Genomic DNA, 18,550 nt, shown 5'->3' with positions numbered 1-18,550 from the left:
GTGGTCGTCGTTGTAGCAGGTGTTGCTGTTCGCCTGGTCGTCGCGCCGCGAGTGCCGCTGATCACTCGATGAAACGCTGAACTGGCTGACCGATCAGTGTAAGGAGGAAGAACCACGGACTCCAATGCGGAAACCGGATGGAGTGATAGCGTTTATGTTATCGCCGAGCATCGCTGCACATCCGTCGCGCTATGATTCGTCGAGCAACGTTTTTTATCACCATATGACCGGCGGGGTTTGTGGTCACGGACAGTCAGGTGGTCGAGTCGAACAATGTCGTACCTGTCACCTGGCTGTCGTCGCATCGAGCAGGAGTGAGCGTAATGAAAAAAATCATGATTATCGGCATTGGCGCGGGGGATCCGGACTACATGACCGTCCAGGCGATCAAGGCACTCAACCAGGTGGACGCGTTCTTCGTGATGGATAAAGGCGTCGCCAAGGAAAAGCTGATTGCGCTGCGCAGGCAGATTATCGAGCGTTTCATCGAGGGTGAGAATTACCGCATCGTCGAGGCAACCAGCCCTGAACGCCGCCGCGACGACACAGACTACAAGTCGACAATCGACGAACTGAACCGTGACAAGCAGCAGATATTCGAGCGTCTGATCGCCGATGAACTGCGCGACGGGGAAGTGGGCGCGTTCCTCGTTTGGGGCGACCCCTCGCTTTACGACAGCACGATCCGGATCATCGAAGCCATTGCCAAAAGCGGCAGGCATGATTTCGATTACGAGGTCATTCCAGGAATCAGCAGCGTGCAGGCGCTTGCTGCGCGGCACCGGGTTCCGCTAAACCTGATTGGCCGCTCTGTGGAGATCACGAACGGACGTGGGATTGCCGAAGGGTTTCCACCCAACGTGGACAGTGTAGTCGTCATGCTCGATTCGCAGGATAGCTACCGGCACGTGGCCGACGAGGACGTGGATATCTATTGGGGCGCCTATGTCGGCACGCCGGACGAAATTCTCATCTGCGGAAAAGTCAGGGACGTGATGGACCAGATCCAGCGAACGCGGGCCGACGCGCGTCGCGCGAATGGCTGGATCATGGACACGTATCTGCTGAGAAAGGGCGGCAGTACCGGCTAAACTCGAAAAGCGGCTTATCCATTAAGCGCTCTATGCACTACGATTGCCTCTGTACAACTGTGAAGCAACGGTTTCACCCCCCGTGATTCATAACAGAGGAGACATCGAATGAGCGAAGCTTATGGGTTGTTGTGTCCATGTTGCGGTACGGCAGAGCATCGTGCAATGAGCCGCCGCACTTTCATGAGCCTGATCGCTGGCGCGGCGGCGGGCGTTGCGATGCCTTCCGCGTTCGCGGACGAACTGCCCGCACCTTCCATTGCTTACGATTCGGTTGCCAATCCCGTACGGCTGCCAAAGGACATGTACCTCGGCGAATGCTCCGGCGTGGCGCTCAATTCGCACGGTCACATCTTCGTGCTCTCACGCGGCAACAGCACCGGGCCCGCCTACGGTGCCGCTGCGGCGCAGTTACTGGAGTTTGCACCGGACGGCCGCTTCATTCGCGAGATCGGGCACAACCTGTACGCATGGTCATTCGCCCATGCGGTCAAGGTGGACCGGCAGGACAACATCTGGGTAACGGACAAAGGCTCCGACATGGTGATCAAATTCACGCCGGACGGTCGCGTCGACATGGTGTTCGGACGCAAACAGGAAGCCGCCGACGAAGACACCGGTCCGCTCAAGCATCCGAATCCTCCGCTGCCGGCCGAGCCTGGGCGCTTTCGCCAGGTGACCGACGTCGCGTGGGATCGTGCGGGCAACACGTATATCAGCGACGGCTATATCAACTCGCGCGTCGCGAAAGTGGATCGCGACGGCAACTGGATCAAGTCATGGGGCGAGCGCGGTACGGGGCCGGGCCAATTCCATACGCCGCACAGCATTGCGACCGACGCGAACGACAATATCTACGTTGCCGATCGCAGCAACCGGCGCATCCAGGTGTTCGACACGGAAGGTACGTTCCTGCGCCAGTTTACGATCGACGTCCCGGTTCCATCGGACGCGCGCCCGGCCATTGGCAATATGCCGGACGAGGCCGCGATCGCCGCCGGCACCTTCGCGCCGGGCTCGCCGTGGGCGATCTGCATCTCGCCGGGACCCAATCAGGTACTGTATAGCGCGGATGCTTTTCCGGGCCGCATCTACAAGATGACGCTCGAAGGCAAGGTGCTTGGCGTGCTAGGCAAGGCGGGCAAACAGCCCAAGCAGTTCGGCTGGATTCACGAAATGGCGTGCCCAGCGGAGAACACGTTGTTCGTCGCCGAACTGTTGAACTGGCGCGTGCAGAAGCTGGTTCTGCACAGCTGACACCGGGCAGGCAAACCGGTCATTCGTGCGTGAAGAGAGGCGATCTGACTACATTGCGCTGGCAGATCGCCAGGTCGTCCGCGCCCGGGTTCAGCACTAGCCGACCCGCTGACCCAGCTTGCGGGCGCTTGCTGCCACCCATGCCGTCACACCCGAGCGCCCCGCTATGCGTATCGTCCGGCGCGGTCCGAGCACAATGGCGCCGACGCAGAACGCCAGTAGCAGTGCAACACGCGGCGTCTCCACTAGCGCCGCAACGAGATTCGCACCCGGGATTCGGGTCGGCCCGCCGGAAGCGTCGACCGCCTCCGTGATGCTGTTGGCAGCGAGTAGTGCAACGCGCGACTCGGCCATGCGTGCAAGGATTGCCGCTTCGCTTTCGTGATGGGAAGGTACGCGGTTCACTTGAGCGCCTCCTTCAGTGTGTCGAGATCACTGCGAATTTCCCGCTGCAACACGTGCAACGATCGCCCGGGTTTCTGCGCGCGCACAATGAGCAGTGACACGATCGAAATGACCAGCCACGCTGCCGCCACTCCCCACACGACCTGAAGAAAGTACGGTGTTTGCCATGCGGTTGCAATGATCGCGATGCAGACGAACGATAGGGTAAAGAGCGCCGCGACCGCGAGCGCCACGAGGGCGCTCAGTTCGCGGACCAGACACTTTCTCGTCTCTTCGAGTTCGACGCCCAGAAGTTCGCCGTAATCACTCGCGCGTTCGACGCAAAACCGGCCGACATTGCGCCATTTGGTGATCTTTGCACGCACGGACATACCGGAACTCCTTGGGCGGATGGCTTGGGCGGATAAATAAACTGCACACTAGTCGCGCGTTCTGTCATCGTCGCGCAGATACACGGGGCGCGACCGGTTCGACGCGTGTAGCGCGCCGAGAATAAAGCCGACACCCGCTGCCACTGCAAGCGCGGAGAACGGCTTGTCCAGCGTCGATTCGCGAACGACTTTCACAAAATCGGCATACAACTGTTGAGCCCGGTCGCCCAGTTCGTTTGCGGTGGCGGTGGCCTTTGCTTCGGCCGCGCTCAGCAGATTGCCCGCGGCTTGCTGCACATCGCCGGCGGCCTGTTGTACCGCGTCGTCTGCGTCTGTGGGTTCCATCGTCTGCTCCTGAAGGAACACGTTGGCTTGCGCACAACGAGATAGGTCGGTGAGAGGACCGGAACGCGCGCCACGCTTTGCAGGACTGCTTCGTACATTGAAAACGCGGCTGTAGCGTTGCGATGTTGCTTCGCAAGAGCCGGACCCGACCGGAGAGGGACTTCAAAGACCCGGCCAGGCTCTGACTCTTTGTACCGGCTGATCGTCAATGCCAGAACAGGGCGATCAGAATGATGATCGGAATGGGCACGCCGAGAAAATAGAGAAGAATCGAACGCATACATACCTCCTTCGGTAATTGATCTGAAGTCTTGTTAGAGCTGGCGAACCCGGCCGCCGTGGGTCGCCATCAGGCTGGCGGAGAATGCACCTATCAGAAGCGAAACGAATAACCATAGCGATGCGCCGATCGTCACCTTGCGCGCTTCATTTGCGGCATTTTTAGCGGCGGCGTCGATGGCGGCGATTTTCTGCTGAAAACGTGTGTAGGTCGTGACTACCCGGGCCTGCGCGGCCTGCTGGGAAAGACCGGTCCGTTGCGCGACGAGTTGGCTCAGGTACGCCGTATCTTCCGGCGACAACTGATCGCCCGTTGCCGCGCTATTGAGAAAAATGCGCACGGTTTCCGCGCGAGCCGCTTCGTTACTGCTGTTCGGCGTGGTGACGGCGCCAGGCGGCACGCCAGCCGGCAAACGGAATAGCGAGTCGACGAAGTAGCCGAGCGGCCACGTGTTCATTTCGGCCGCCGCGTTGCCGCGCTGCATGCCGCTCATCGTCACCGCGCCGCCTGCCGCTGCCGATGTCGCTGCGGTTTGCGCGCCGGCGCGCACCACGCCCGACGCAGCCGACGTGAGCAATGCGGCCGTGAAGAGCGTTGCCACGGCCCAGCTGAGGAAACCGTGCGCGGTGTCGCGAAAGTGCACTTCATCGGCATCGGTGGCGAGCCAGCGGCGGCGCAGCCGTCCTGCCAGATAGCCGCCCAGTCCGGACGACAGGATAGATGTGACGCACACCCAGACCACGGCTGCAAACCCGAACGCCTTGGCGTTCGACGTGCCTGAAGACCACGGTGAAATCGACGTGAGCCCCAGGCCAGTGCCCAGGGTTAGCAGGATCAACGCAAAAGCGGCGGCGCCCACGCCGCCAGCAAAAATGGCACCCCATGACACCGCGCCTTCGTGCTGATGGGCAAACAACGCAGGATCTTGAGTACCCAGCGCGTAATCCGCCGGATCTTTTGTATAGTTCATTGAAGCGCTCCTTAACCTTGTCGAACCAGAACGTCATGTTGCGGCGAGTGGGTCTCGCGTCACGGTGACGCCGAACGGGTAATCGTGTGCGATGACGCATTTTTTGTGCCGCCTGCAAGCACACGTGTAGAAGGGGCGATCGCGCTGGTGCCCGCCCATCACGGCGAGGCCCTGCGCAGCTTTGCGCACCTACCGGCGCCGCATGCCTGCCAACCTTTACGGCGCGCCAGGAGGTCGGCGATAGGGAATCAAGACGCTTCTGCTCATTACAAGAAATGCGTCCAGTTCTCTACTGGCTTGCGCCAGCCGGACTATCGCTAGCGGCGGTCGCGGGCGCGGAAGCCGCGGCCTGGCCGCTCTGCGAAGCGGCGCTCGTGGCCGCCCCGTTACTGCCCTGACCACCGCCTGCAGAGCCGGACGGACTGCAAGCGGCCAGGGCGACGATCAGTGGAACGGCGCAGGTGGAGAGCGTGATAAGGCGGCGGTGTGTCGGCATGGGGAACTCGGCAAGAGGGTGGGCGCAAAGCGCAGGAGGCTCTTCCGATGCAGCAACGCATGTGCCTTCCTTACATGCCGTCGTCACCTGGCAAGCGCCGTGCGCGAGACATAGACCCGGCATGGAGCAACGCTACTGCGGCGCCCGCCCAGTCGAGTTGTCGCCCGTGACCCGGGACGACAACGATTCCAGCAGGCTCTCGACCTTCACCGGCTTGACGAAGTGCAGATCGAAGCCCGCCGCCTGTGCGCGCACGCGATCCTCGGGTTGCCCATAGCCTGTGATGGCGATCAGCAGAAGCGGCGCGTCGCACGTTGCGCGCAGACGTCCGGCGAGTTCATAACCGTCCATCACCGGCAGGCCAATGTCGAGTAGCGCGACGTCCGGTTGAAAATCCTTTGCCACTTCGAGCGCCTCGGCGGCAGAGTAGGCCACGCGTATCTGATGATTTTCCGTTTCACAGAGCATGCCGAGCGAATCCGCCGCGTCGCGGTTGTCATCGACGATGAGAATACGGCGCACCGACGGCTGACTGCGGATGTCGAGCGACGAAAACGCCTCGCCCGCATGACGCTCGTGATGAAGCAGGCGCGGCAGATCGACGGTGACGGTGGTTCCTAGACCGGGCCCCGGACTCTGGACGGAGATCGTTCCGTCGTGCATCTCCACGAGCTTCTTGACGAGCGACAGGCCAATTCCCAGACCGCCCTCGGAGCGGTCCAGCGTGCGCTCTCCCTGCGAAAAGAGATCGAAAATTTTCGGCAGCAGTTCGGGGGCGATGCCCGAACCCGTGTCGGCAATCATGATGCAGACACGTTCGCGATCCGTATGCGCGGAGATGCTGATGTGGCCGCCCTCGGGCGTGTACTTGCTGGCATTGTTCAGGATGTTCACGAGAATCTGCGACATGCGGGTGACGTCGCCGGAAATCCAGCTGGTCGCGTCGGGCACATCGACCTGAATGTGCTGCGAGCGCGTTTCGACGAGCGCTGCGACCGCTTCGACCGCATGGTAGACGGCGGTGCACACGAGCATGGGTTCGCGTTTCAGCGTGATGCGCCCTTGCGTGATGCGCGACACCTCCAGCAGATCGTCGACGATTCGCGTCATGTGATCGGTTTGCCGTTGCATGAGGCCGAGCAATTGCGCTTCGCGCTCGGACGGCGGCGCGTCGCGCTGCTTGAGTGCGATGGCCGTGCGTAGCGGCGCGAGCGGATTGCGCAATTCGTGCGCGAGCATGGCGAGAAACTCGTCCTTGCGCTGGCTCGACTCGCGCAACATCAGTTCCATGCGCTTGCGCTCGGTGATGTCGATCACCGAGCCGATAATGCGCACCGGTCTTTCATGATCGCCGCGTTCGAGCAGCGCGCTGCCCTGAAACCATTGCGCGCGCTCCACATGCAGAATGCGGAATTCGAAATTGGCGCGCGCGAGATCACCCGACGCGAGCCCGCGAATCACGCCGTCGAGCGCAGTGCGGTCATCGGGATGCACGCGGGCGAGCACTGCGAGGTAGGGCACGTGTTCGATGCGATGCCGCTCGCCGCCGTTTTCGATCGACAGGATGCAGCTGGACAGATCGAGCGTCACGATCCGCAGCTTGGCTGCCTGCGTCGCAACCGCAAGCCTCAGATTGCGCTCCGCGATCGCGGCCTTGGCTTCCTCACGCGCGGTGATATCGGTCATCGTGCCGAACCATTCCTGCAATTGCCCGTGCTGGTCGCACAGCGGGGCGGCGTCGACCCGCATGATCCGGTACACGCCGTCTTTTCTGCGGACCCGAAGTCTCAGCGATTGCGCCTTTTTGCGCTGCAGCGCCGCCTGCCAGCCGGCCATCGTGGTGTTGCGATCGTCGGGGTGAATCAGTTCCAGCCACGCCCACTGGGCCACGTGCGAAGCGTCCGCGCCGATGAACTCTTCCCAAGGACCACCGGCTGGGCGCATGGCGCCATCGGGTTCAGCGGACCACACCATCGCGCCGGTCGATTCCACCAATGCGCGATAACGCCGCTCGCTCAGGCTCAGCTGCTCTTCCTGCGCGCGCTGGTCGCTGATGTCGAAGGTGACGCCATGCACGCGCACCGGCCCACTCGCGGTGTCGTAATCGGAGTGGGCGCGCGTGCGCAACCAGCGTACTGGCGCGAGATGCTCCTCCATCCGGAAGTCGAACTGGAACGGGGCGCTGCTGCGCGAACATTCGAACAGCTTGCGCTGGAACGCGGAGCGGTCTTCGCGTGCGACACGTCGCGTCAGTTCTTCGACCGTCACGGACTCGGTATTCTCCGGCAACGCGTACATGCTCGCGAGTTCGGCGGTCACATGCACCATGTGCGTGTCGACGTTCCATTCCCACGCCCCCATTCGCGCGGCCTGGAATGCTGCGCGCAGACGCCGTTCACTCGCTTCATAAAGCGCCCATGCGTCCTTGCACTCGTGCATGTCGATGGCTACGCCCACCGTGTCGGCGATTTCGCCTTGCGCATCGCGCGAGGCCTGGAGATGCAGCGTGTGCCAGCGGAAGTCGCCGTCCGCGCGGCGCAGGCGCACGTCGACATTGCGCAGCAGCGGGGCGTCTTTGGAGAGCCGCACGGCTTCCAGCACGGCGCTCACGTCGTCTGCGGCAACGAAGGCTTTCCAGTGCTGGCCGATAACGGCGTCAGGCGGCAGCCCGAGATAGCGTATGGCCCAAGGGTTCGCGTATCTGATCAGGCCATCGCGGGAGGCGCGCCACACGAACGCCGGGAGAAAGCGCGCGGGGGCGGGCTCCATGGCGGTTTGCGATGCGTGCTCGATCGTTGACCAGATGTCTTTATCCATGGCACACGCTCGCTGGCTTGAATAAACGGATCGTGGCGGAGCACCGGTGACGCGCGCTGCCCGCTGGCGGCAGCACGACGGAGGTCTCTTGGTGCGTAGAAAAAAAGTTTAGTCGGTTCATTCCGGTTGCGAGCGACTTTCCATTCGATGACGCAGTTGTACCGCCATTGCCGGGCCATTGCACGCAATTCGGCAAAGTGAAACGTGCACTGCGTGACAGCGTGAAGTGCAAATGCAGCAGGCTGCGCGCCCACCTCGTGCATGGCTCACTGCGAATGGAGCCGTTAGTTAGTTCTTTCCCGCCAGTAACGCTGAGGCACGCTGCGCTTCGCACTGCATCATGTGAGCGGTCTTCTGTTGTATCAATCATCACGAAGAGAAGTCTTTTCGAGTGCCGCGGTTTTCGTGGCGAGCACGCGGTCCCGAACTTTCACGGCTGGGAACGCCTGTTGCTGACCGGTTCCAACCGTCTGTTCCATGCCCTGATCGAGGAGCCAGCATGCCCGTTGAACCGTCTTCGCCCGCCGACTCTGTGCCGTCTTCCGCCGACAGCACGCCAGCCGACCCGCCGCGAGGCGAGGCCAGGCGGCGCTTTCTGCAGCGCAGCGGCCTTGGGATCGCGGCAGCGCTGGCCGCGAGTTCGGCGGCAACGGTGCACGCAGCAGGCGTAGCCGCCGCCGATGCGAATGCAGTCAAGCTATCGTTGATCCAGGACCCCAACACCGAGCAGAAGGAGCAGACGCCTGACCCGAATCTGCCGCCCGACGACCGTGTAGGCTATGCAATCGTTGGACTGGGACGCCTGTCGCTCAATCAGATCCTGCCCGCGTTATCGCAGTGTAAGTACTCGAAGGTCGCGGCGCTCGTCTCGGGCGACCGTGCCAAGGCGCTGAAGATCGCGCGCCAGTACGGGGTGCGCGAATCGGCCGTGTATGACTACCAGAGCTTCGAGCAACTTGCGAACAACAGCGACGTGCAGGTTGTCTATGTGGTGCTGCCCAATAGTCTGCATCGGGAGTACACGGTGCGCGCGGCGAAGATCGGCAAGCACGTGCTGTGCGAAAAGCCAATGGCCACGAGTGTTGCGGACTGCCAGGCGATGATCGACGCGTGCCGGCAGGCGAATCGCAAGCTGATGATCGCGTATCGCAGCCAGTACGAGCCGATGGACCGCATGATCGCGAAGATGGTCAAAGACAATCAGCTGGGTCCGTTGCGTGAATTCATCGCGAGCAATTCGCAGAACGTGGGCGACCCGACGCAGTGGCGTTTGAACAAGGCGCTGGCCGGCGGTGGCGCGTTGCCCGACATTGGCCTGTACTGTTTGAACGCCGTGCGCTTCATCACCGGACGCGAACCCGATCAGGTGATCGCCACGGTTTCCCGCCCGGACAACGACCCGCGTTTCAGAGAGGTGGAGGCGGGCGTGCATTTCATCCTTAGTTTCCCCGAAGGCTTCACGGCAACCTGCGCGGCCAGCTACGCCAGTCACGAATCGCGTTTCTTCCGCTTGCAAGGCGCGCAGGGTTGGGCGGAGATGGACCCCGCGTTCGGCTATAACGGCTTGCGGCTGCGCCACGGGTTGCTCGTCGACGGCAAGAACGCGGTAACCGAACTGCAAATCGATCCGCAAGATCAGTTTGCGCGCGAGATCGACCATATGTCGTCGTGCGTCAAGCGCGATGCGATGCCGCATACGCCCGGCGAAGAGGGACTGCAGGACCAGCGCATCATGGAAGCGATCTACGAATCCGCGCGTACCGGCCGCGCGGTTCCCATCGCGCGCCCGACGTCGCCGACACGCGGGCCGGAGCCCGACGAGGAGACTTTCTGACGGCCGCCTCGCTTGTGTCCCGGTGTCGACTCCTGCGTGCGAATGGCTTCGAACACGTGGCATCGCTTCGTTGCGTCGGCAACCCTTTCGCTGTGACTTCAGGATGAGAGGTGCGCATGCCGCCCGTTTCTTCCCATGCGGCTCCCGCGCCGTCGCCCTTACCGCTGTGCCTGCTGGTGGCCGTTGCCGGAATGACCGACTCGCTGATGTTCATGCATAGCAGCGATCTGCTCGCCGTCTACATGAGCGGCAACACGTCGAAACTTGCACGCTCGCTCGCCCTCGGCCAGTGGCCCGCGCTCGCCGCGCTTGCTGGCGTGATCGCCGCATTCTTCGCGACGACGACTGTCGCGGCATGGCTCGGCAAATTCGTCGGCCGTTGGCGCGCGACGCTTAACCTCGCGCTCACGGCCGTCCTGCTCTGTGTGGCGTGGCCGCTTGCACACGAGCAGTATTCGGCGGGCGCGGTCATGCTGATCGCCGCCGCCATGGGCGCGCTCAATCAGGTACTCGCCGACGAACCCGGTGTCACGTTCATCACCGGCGCACTCGTCAGACTGAGCCGCTCGCTTGTGGAGCGCGATGCCCATGCCGTCGTCACTGGCGTGCTGCGGTGGCTAGCGTGGCTCGCGGGCGCCATGATCGGCACGCTGCTGGACATTCGCGTCGAGGCGCCGACGCTGTTGCTGCTCGCGATCGGCACCGCCATGGGCGCGCTGATATGCGCGTTCCAGGCGCGCCTGCCCGGCACATCCGTTGCCGACCATTCGTAATGCAAGGCGCGCAACCACAAGCGCGTCACCGAGCAAGTGATCAGGAGCGACCATGACTTCGGCAAAGATCTTCCCTCTGCGTGATTGCGGTCCGGGTTCCGCGCAAGGACCCGCATTGCCTGCCGCCGGCGCGACGCGTCCGGCTTCGTCTATCGATCTCGGCCGTGTCGAAAACTCGCGCGTCGAGTTCGAGAACTGGAAGGGCGCCGCGGACAAGCCGTCGCCGCCTCCGCCGGCGCCAACGCCACCGGCGCAGCGGGTCGGCTTCGCGGTCGTTGGGCTTGGAAGGCTGGCGCTCGAGGAAATCCTGCCCGCCTTCCAGCAAAGCCTGCATGCGCGGGTCGTGGCGCTCGTATCGTCGAGTCCGCAGAAGGCCGCCGTAGTGGCCGCGCAATACGGTGTGACCTCCGAAGCGATCTACGGCTATGACGACATGCATCGGCTCGCGAGCAACCCTGACATTCAGGCGGTCTACGTGGTCACGCCCAACGGACTGCATCTCGATCACGTGCGCAATGCCGCGCAGGCCGGCAAGCATGTGCTGTGCGAAAAGCCGATGGCGAACACGTCCGACGAAGCGCGCCAGATGATCGACGCGTGTGCGCAGGCCGGCGTGAAACTGATGATCGCGTATCGCTGCCAGTTCGAGCCGTTCAATCGCGAGGCCGCGCGCCTCACGCAGTCGGGTGAACTCGGCCGTGCCCGCGTGATCGAGGCGACCAACACACAGGTTCAAGGTCCCGGCGACCAGTGGCGGTTGAAGGCCGCGCTGGCCGGCGGCGGCGCGCTGCCCGATATCGGTCTGTACTGCCTGAATGGGGTGCGTGCGTTGCTGGCGGAGGAACCGGTCGAAGTCTATGCGCAGGTCGTAAATCCGGAGGGCGATCCGCGGTATGCGGAAGTCGAGGAAACGATGGCGTTCACGCTGCGGTTTCCCTCCGGCGCGATTGCGCGTTGCACGGCCAGTTACGGCGCGCATGAATCGAAGGACATGCGCGTGCGGCTCGAGGCGGGCTGGATCGACGTGGAGAACGCATTCGCGTATCGCGGCCAGCGCATGCGGGTGGCACGGCGCAAAGGCGACGCGGAGGCGGTCGAAGAGGTGCGGCTGGGCGCCAGGAACCAGTTCACGCTGGAGATCGACCACTTCGCCCAATGCATCGCGGACGACACCGCGCCGCATACGCCGGGCGAGGAAGGCTTGCAGGATCAGTTGCTGATGGAGGCGATCTACCGGTCAGCGCGGGAGGGCGTGCCGGTTGCGATCGGCGCGGCCAGCGCGCACACACCGGAGCGCCAGCCGCAGCTGTAGCACCTGCGCTCAGTAAGCGAACTTTTTATAAGCCTCAGCCGCGGGCAAAGCGTCGAGTTCGGCGACGCGCGGCATGTGGCGCAGCAAGCGCTTCGCGCGCGGGCTCAGACGCTGATCGAGGTCGACCGGCACGTCGATATGTACCTCGGGGCGGAAATACCAGCTTCTGCTGTAGCCGATGACGACCATTGGGCGCGGCTCGTCCGTGTTGTTCGGTGTGCCGCGGTGCAGCGCGCGGACGTCGCGAATCATCACATCGCCGAGTTCCATCGGGATCGCGTGCAAGCCGGCACGGCCTTCGCGGTACGCGCTCATGGCCTCGTCGGGCCGCATGCGATGTGTGCCCAGCGTGGTTTCAAATGGCCCGTTTTCGAGCGACACGTCGCACAGCGGAAAGTTGACGGCCAACTGGAAGGAGGGCGTTTCAGGTTGATCGTCGAATAGCGGCGGTGTGTCGCGATGCACGTCCTGATGCGTCGAGCCCTTTAGCGGCGTATCGGTGGCGAGCTGACACATGACCGGATCCTCACCCGCCACGCGTTCGACAATCCCGAGAATGCCGGGGTCGCAAAAAATACTTTCGTCGGCGAAAACGCCGGTAAACGGCAACGTGATGTAGTGCCGGTTGTCGCCCCGCACGGCCGTCGTTCCCGACATGATGCGGGCGCGCAGCAACGGCTCGAATGCGGCGCGCCACGCGGCCAGCGTGGCTTTAGGAAAGTGCTGCTTCAACAGCACCATGCCGTCGCGCTCGAATGTCGTTGCGTACGCATCCAGTTCGCTTGATGAGAAGCCTGTCATGATTGTCTCCTTGTTGTTGTGCGCTGCGCGCGTCTAGCGCGCGCAGGCGTTGGCGCCGCCGCCCGGCCCGTCGAGCCGGATCATCTGCCCGTGATGCAGCACGGTGAATGCGTCGTCCGGCAGTCCGGCGGCGTGCGTGGCTTCGGCGAGCTTTCGGGGCGGCTCGTCGAGCGGTTCGTCGGCGAGTTCGAACGTGCCCCAGTGAATGCCGACAGCCTTCCTGGCATGCACGTCCTCGAAAATCTGCACCGCTTGCTGGGGATCGACGTGCTGCGGACCCATGAACCAGCGCGGCGCATACGCGCCGATCGGGATCAGCGCGAGATCGAAACAGCCGAACGCCGCGCCGATGCGTTTCGAGTCCAGCGAGTAACCGGTATCTCCCGCGAAATACAGCGAGAACGGATGCGCCGCCTGCGGCGAAGTCTTCACGACCCAGCCGCCCCATAGCGTTTCGTTGCGGTCGGTCAGGCTGCGCGCGGACCAGTGCGTTGACGGCACGAACCAGAAATTCAGACGCGAAGCGAGGGTATGGTCGCCCCAATCGGATTCCTGCGCATTGCTGATGCCTTTCTTCGCGAGCCATTCCTTGATGCCGAGCGGCACCAGAAAGAGCGGCGGACCGCCCGGTTGCGCATTCAGTGCCTTCACGCTGGCTTCGTCGAGATGATCGTAGTGACTGTGCGAGATCAGCACGATGTCGATGTGCGGCAGTTCCGCAAGCGTGAGGCCCGGCGGTACGCGGCGCTTCGGCCCGGCGAACGTGAACGGCGACGCGCGCTCGGAGAAGATCGGGTCGGTCAGGATATTGACGCCGTCGATCTGCAACAGGGCGGTGGAATGGCCGATCCAGGTCAGCGTATTTACAGTGCGGTTCGCGTTGATCCACGCGACGTCCGGATGATCGACCGGAAACGCGTAGCCGTTTTCGGGTGGCGGCGGCAGGTGATGGATCAGGCGATTCCAGCGCCATTTCCACACGGAGCCGCGTGCGAGCGGACCGTCGTCGTTCTCGTAGCCATCCTCCGTGCGGGGCGCATGATGAATGCCGCTTGCAGCAATCTGTTCGGGCGACGGTCCCGTTTCCTGAGCACTGGCAGTGCAAACTGAACTGGCAGCGCAAACTGCGAGGCAGGCAGAAAGTAGAGGCATGCGCAATGAGAGTGGCATCGTTATCGGAGTCGGGCGGGTGATCGGCGGTCGCCTGTCGCGTGTCGCGTGTCGCGTGTCGCGTGTCGCGGGAAATTGGGTGTCCCCAGTGTAAACCAGCTACCGGGTTTTTTGCCGAAGCGGTAGCGTGTGCTGCACTAGCACCGCGGTTTCCTCTCCAGCGAGAACATACGATGAGCGATCAGAACGATGGCGGCAGTTCGAAGGCGGCGCGCGTGCTGGGCTTCGCGCGTGGCCTCACGAACTATGGCGACCGCGATGTCAGCGTCTATCTGCGCCGAACCTTCGCCAGTTCAATGGGCTATAGCCGCGAGATGCTCGATCGGCCCATTGTCGGCATTGCGCATTCGGCGAGCGGCTTCAACAATTGTCACCGGCATTTTCCGGAACTGATCGACGCGGTCAAACGCGGAGTGCTCGCGGCAGGCGGCCTGCCCATCGAATTTCCCACCATCTCGCTCGGCGAGACGTTTCTTGCACCGACCAGTCTGAAATTCCGCAACCTGATGTCGATGGACGTCGAGGAAATGACGCGTGCGCAGCCGATGGACTCCGTCGTGCTGCTCGGCGGCTGCGACAAGACCGTGCCCGCGCAGTTGATGGGCGCGGCGTCGGCGGATATTCCGGCGATTCAACTGGTAGCCGGTCCGATGTCCACCAGCCGTCATCGCGGCGAGCGGCTCGGTGCGTGCACCGATTGCCGCCGTTTCTGGGCAAAATTCCGCGCCGCCGAAATCGATGCGCAAGAAATCGATGTGGTCGAACGGCGGCTCGCGTCGACGGCCGGCACGTGTGCCGTGATGGGCACGGCCAGCACGATGGCGATCATTGCCGAGACGCTCGGCATGATGCCGGCTCATAGCGCCGCGTGTCCCGCTGTCGACGCAGACCGGCTGCGCGTCGCCGAACAAACCGGGCGCGCCGCGTTCGAACTGATCGGCCGGCCAATCCGTCCGAGCGAAGTCATGACGGCCGATTCGATCGACAATGCGCTGCGTGTGCTGCTCGCGATCGGCGGCTCCACGAACGCGGTGATCCATCTCGCGGCGATTGCCGGGCGCCTCGGCCACAAGCTCGATCTCAGGCGGTTGAACGAACTGAGCGAAAGCACGCCGGTGCTGGTGAATCTGAAGCCGACCGGCGAGCACTACATGGAAGATCTGTACGCAGCCGGCGGCGTGCCGGCCATTCTGCGCGAGATCAGACACCTGCTGCATCTCGATTGCCGCATGGTGACCGGCGAGACGCTCGGCGATCGTCTGCATGACGTGAGCTGGGTGGATCATACGGTGGTGCGCGAGTTCACGAACCCCGTGCGTGAGACCGGCGGGCTCGTCGCGCTGTTCGGCAATCTGGCGCCGCGCGGCGCGATCATGAAGCGTTCCGCGGCCGATCCCACACTGTTCGAAACGCAAGGGCGCGCGGTGGTGTTCGATTCGCTGGAGGACCTGGCGAACCGCATCGACAGCGACGATCTGGATGTCAGCGCCGACGACTTCCTCGTGTTGAGAAATGCCGGACCCACGAGTGAATCGGCGATGCCCGAGGCGGGCTATCTGCCGATTCCGGCAAAGCTCGCCCGCGCTGGTGTAAAAGACATGGTGCGCCTGTCGGATGCGCGAATGAGCGGCACCGCGTACGGCACCATCGTGCTGCATATCACGCCCGACGCAGCTTCGGGCGGCCCGCTCGCGCTCGTGCGCACGGGCGACCGGATCCAGCTCAGCGTGGCGCGGCGCGCGCTCGACCTGCTGGTCTCCGATGAAGAACTGGAGCGCCGCCGGGCGGCACTGCCGGCGCAGAGCACGTCGCGCGCAACGCGTGGCTACGCGAAACTGTACGAACGCGAGATCCTGCAGGCCGACGAGGGGTGTGATTTTGCGTTTCTGAGGAGTGCGCAGATGTAACGCGCGGCGCCACGAGATTCGTGGCGCCGCGCGTTGTCAACTGCGTTATGGCGTTACTGCGTCACTGCGTTACTGTGGCAACGCGTAAGCGATCACGTAATCGCCGAGCTTGGTGCCGAACGAACCGTGGCCGCCCGCAGCGATCACGATGTACTGACGACCGTTGATGGAATAGCTCATTGGCGTGGCCTGGCCGCCGGCCGGCAAACGCGCTTCCCAGAGTTGATCGCCGTTGTTCACGTTGAACGCGCGAATGTAGTTGTCGGCAGTCGCCCCGATGAACGCCACGCCGCCCGCCGTCACGATCGGGCCGCCCAGCATGGGCATGCCCAGCTTGAACGGCAACGGAATCGACGAGCTGTCGCGCGGCGTGCCAATGCGTTTCTTCCACACGATCTCGTTGGTCTTCAGGTCGATTGCGGAGATATAGCCCCAAGCCGGTTGTTTGCACGGCAGGCCGAACGGCGAGAGGAACGGATTGAGTGTCACGCCGAACGGCACACCGTATTGCGGCTGGATGCCGGCTTCCGTGCCGCTTCCTTTCGCGCCCGGTACGGGCTGCATTGGATTGCCCGGGCCACGTGGGATCAGGCGCGAGACGAACGGCAGCGCAATCGGATTGGCCACGGCGATCTGGCGGTCCGTATCGAGCGCGATGCCGCCCCATTCGAACATGCCGAGGTTGCCCGGAAAGACCAGCGTGCCCTGTTCGGACGGCGGCGTGAACGTGCCCTCGTAGCGGAGCTTGTGGAACATCACACGGCAGACGAGCTGGTCGTACATCGTCGCGCCCCACATGTCCGCGTCGGTCAGCAGTTTCTTTGGACGGTAGGTGAGTTCGGAGAACGGCTGCGTCGGCGCGACGTGGTCGCCCGGCGCGGCGCCTTGCGGTACCGGCGTTTCAGGTGCGGGAACCACGGGCACGCCGGTGCGGCGGTCGAGCACGAACAGATTGCCGGTCTTCGCGGGCGCGTACACGACCGGCACAGTCTTGCCGTCCTTGCCGGTGATGTCGGCGATGGTCGGCTGCGACGGCTGGTCCATGTCCCACAGGTCGTGGTGAACGCTCTGATAGAACCAGGCGAACTTACCCGTCGACGCATGCAGCGCCAGCAGGCCGCTTGCATAGCGCTCCTGATCGGGCGTGCGATAGCCGCCCCAGATGTCCGGCGTCGTCACGCCCATCGGCAGATAGACGATGTCCAGTTTCGCGTCGTACGCGGCCGGCGCCCACGAGTTCGGGGAGCCGATCGTGTAGTGCTCGCCCGGGCCCGGAATCCGGTTCGGGTCCTGCGCGCCCGGATCGAACGCCCATTGCAGCGCGCCGGTGCGCACGTCGAAGCCGCGGATCACGCCCGAGGGTTCACGCGTCGAGAAATTGTCTTCGACCGCGCCTGCGACGATGATCGTCGTGGCTGTAACGACGGGCGGCGAGGTCGGCTCGTACATGCCGGGTGTGGTGACCGGCTGCGCGTGCTGCAGGTCGAGGTCGCCGTTATTGGCAAAGCCCGCGCAACGCTGTCCGGTTTGCGCGTCGAGCGCGTACAGGTGGCCGTCGTTGACCGGCAGGAAGATGCGGCGCGTGCAGGCGGCCTCCGCGGGCGCGGTTGCCGCCGGGGTGGCCGAGGCGGCGGCGTCGCTAGCCGGTGCGGCGGCTTCGGTGGTCGGCGCTGCAGCGTCGCTGGCGGGGGTGGCCGGCTGTGCGGTCGCCGCGTTCGCAGAGAGATCGACGTACGACACGCCACGGCAGGTCACGTGCTGGAACGACGGATCGTTTTTCAGCCGCGGATCGAACTTCCATTTCAGCGCACCCGTTTTCGCGTCGAGCGCGAACAGGATCTGGTGGGGCGAGCACAGATAAAGCAGATCGCCGATCTTGATCGGCGTCACTTCATTGGTGATTTCGACCGGATCGTTCGGGCCTTTCATGTCGCCGGTGCGAAAAGTCCACGCCACTTGCAGATTCTTGACGTTATCGGGCGTGATCTGCTGCAGCGGGGAATAGCGCGTGCCTTCCTGAGTGCGGCCATATGCGGGCCAGTCGGAAGGATCGATGCCGTTCGCGGTAGCCGCGGGCGTACCCGACGCCGAGCTCAATGTGCCGTTGATCGTCTGCGGATCGTTGAAGGTTGCATAGATCAGCACGCCGGCCCAGATCACGAGAGACACGACGAGCGAAGTCACGCCAAACCTGCGCGGCGTTTCGAGGCGCCAGCTCACGAGGAGCAGCAGCCACACGCCGAAGATCACGAGCACGCCGGAGCGCGGCGCGAGCGCCCAGAAGTCGGGACCCGACTCCCACAGCGACCACACCGCGGTGCCGACGAGCACGAGTGCATAGAGCGCGAGCGCTGCCGGACTGCGGCGATAGAGCAGCCACGCCACGACCAGCAGCAGGACGCCGGTGATGACGTAATACGCCGATCCACCGAGCGAAAGCAGCCACGCGCCGCCTATCAGCAGATAGAGCGCGGTGAGTGCAGTAAATAAGAGTGTAAGGACGGCGATGACACCGTGCGGTCTTGAATGTCTTGACATGGTCATTTCAACCTTCTTTTCTGGGGGCATCGCTCGCACCGGCTGTCAGGGGAGGCCCGAAGCACGGGCTGGGAAGTGCGGAAAAATCGGGCACGTCGAGGAACGCGCATCATCTTCGACACGCGCTGGGTAGCAATTTGCAGGCCATCAGCCTGATCGATGAAATCTGATCGGGCAGCGCGT

Annotated in this window: 14 protein-coding genes; 6 read left to right on the top strand and 8 right to left on the bottom strand. The window is 63.5% G+C overall.

From position 1 onward, the window contains the following. The first annotated feature begins 323 nt into the window (after positions 1-323). Together cobF and AAGS40_RS20070 are read left to right on the top strand one after the other, a co-directional pair. On the top strand, positions 324-1,091 hold the full coding sequence (gene cobF, locus AAGS40_RS20075; RefSeq protein ID WP_345814518.1) for a precorrin-6A synthase (deacetylating): 768 nt from the start codon (positions 324-326) through the stop codon (positions 1,089-1,091). Between the two features lie 108 nt (positions 1,092-1,199). Further along, complete coding sequence (locus AAGS40_RS20070; RefSeq protein WP_345814517.1) at positions 1,200-2,348, top strand: peptidyl-alpha-hydroxyglycine alpha-amidating lyase family protein; 1,149 nt, start codon at positions 1,200-1,202, stop codon at positions 2,346-2,348. A 96-nt stretch (positions 2,349-2,444) separates the two neighbouring features. Here AAGS40_RS20070 and AAGS40_RS20065 read toward each other — a convergent pair whose 3' ends face one another. The 5 genes from AAGS40_RS20065 to AAGS40_RS20045 all read right to left on the bottom strand — a co-directional run bounded on the left by AAGS40_RS20065 (position 2,445) and on the right by AAGS40_RS20045 (position 8,032). After that, on the bottom strand, positions 2,445-2,753 hold the full coding sequence (locus tag AAGS40_RS20065; protein ID WP_345814516.1) for a hypothetical protein: 309 nt from the start codon (positions 2,751-2,753) through the stop codon (positions 2,445-2,447). Further along, entirely contained in the window at positions 2,750-3,124 is a 375-nt protein-coding gene (locus AAGS40_RS20060; protein WP_345814515.1) for a phage holin family protein, read from the bottom strand. Before AAGS40_RS20060 ends, AAGS40_RS20065 begins: the two co-directional genes overlap by 4 nt. Positions 3,125-3,172: 48 nt before the next feature. After that, a complete protein-coding gene (locus AAGS40_RS20055) occupies positions 3,173-3,469 on the bottom strand; it encodes a CsbD family protein (RefSeq protein WP_345814514.1) in 297 nt (98 codons plus the stop codon). A gap of 314 nt (positions 3,470-3,783) precedes the next feature. Then, complete coding sequence (locus tag AAGS40_RS20050; RefSeq protein WP_345814513.1) at positions 3,784-4,719, bottom strand: hypothetical protein; 936 nt, start codon at positions 4,717-4,719, stop codon at positions 3,784-3,786. 628 nt (positions 4,720-5,347) lie between these two features. After that, positions 5,348-8,032: a PAS domain S-box protein gene (locus AAGS40_RS20045; protein ID WP_345814512.1), complete on the bottom strand. Its 2,685-nt coding sequence runs from the start codon at positions 8,030-8,032 to the stop codon at positions 5,348-5,350. Positions 8,033-8,531: 499 nt separating this feature from the next. Between AAGS40_RS20045 and AAGS40_RS20040 the strand changes: the two genes are divergently transcribed. The 3 genes from AAGS40_RS20040 (at position 8,532) to AAGS40_RS20030 (ending at position 11,951) form a co-directional block, all read left to right on the top strand. Beyond that, positions 8,532-9,866: a Gfo/Idh/MocA family oxidoreductase gene (locus tag AAGS40_RS20040; protein WP_345814511.1), complete on the top strand. Its 1,335-nt coding sequence runs from the start codon at positions 8,532-8,534 to the stop codon at positions 9,864-9,866. Between the two features lie 116 nt (positions 9,867-9,982). Next, positions 9,983-10,639 carry a YoaK family protein gene (locus AAGS40_RS20035; RefSeq protein WP_345814510.1) on the top strand — a complete coding sequence of 219 codons (657 nt, stop codon included), beginning with the start codon at positions 9,983-9,985 and terminating at the stop codon, positions 10,637-10,639. A gap of 52 nt (positions 10,640-10,691) precedes the next feature. Then, positions 10,692-11,951: a Gfo/Idh/MocA family oxidoreductase gene (locus AAGS40_RS20030; protein ID WP_345814509.1), complete on the top strand. Its 1,260-nt coding sequence runs from the start codon at positions 10,692-10,694 to the stop codon at positions 11,949-11,951. A 9-nt stretch (positions 11,952-11,960) separates the two neighbouring features. Here the strand turns inward: AAGS40_RS20030 and AAGS40_RS20025 are convergent, their stop codons facing one another. Beyond that, a complete protein-coding gene (locus AAGS40_RS20025; protein WP_345814508.1) occupies positions 11,961-12,752 on the bottom strand; it encodes a phytanoyl-CoA dioxygenase family protein in 792 nt (263 codons plus the stop codon). A gap of 33 nt (positions 12,753-12,785) precedes the next feature. Then, a complete protein-coding gene (locus AAGS40_RS20020) occupies positions 12,786-13,922 on the bottom strand; it encodes an MBL fold metallo-hydrolase (protein ID WP_345814507.1) in 1,137 nt (378 codons plus the stop codon). Positions 13,923-14,095: 173 nt separating this feature from the next. Here AAGS40_RS20020 and AAGS40_RS20015 point away from each other — a divergent pair, with 173 nt between their 5' ends. Continuing rightward, positions 14,096-15,829 carry a dihydroxy-acid dehydratase gene (locus AAGS40_RS20015; RefSeq protein ID WP_345814506.1) on the top strand — a complete coding sequence of 578 codons (1,734 nt, stop codon included), beginning with the start codon at positions 14,096-14,098 and terminating at the stop codon, positions 15,827-15,829. A gap of 69 nt (positions 15,830-15,898) precedes the next feature. Here AAGS40_RS20015 and AAGS40_RS20010 read toward each other — a convergent pair whose 3' ends face one another. After that, complete coding sequence (locus AAGS40_RS20010) at positions 15,899-18,367, bottom strand: glucose/quinate/shikimate family membrane-bound PQQ-dependent dehydrogenase (RefSeq protein ID WP_345816522.1); 2,469 nt, start codon at positions 18,365-18,367, stop codon at positions 15,899-15,901. Positions 18,368-18,550: the final 183 nt, after the last annotated feature.

Origin of the sequence: Paraburkholderia sp. PREW-6R (assembly GCF_039621805.1) — a bacterium.
In the GTDB taxonomy this organism is placed as follows: Bacteria; Pseudomonadota; Gammaproteobacteria; order Burkholderiales; family Burkholderiaceae; genus Paraburkholderia.
This window is presented reverse-complemented; position numbering and strand designations above follow the sequence as displayed.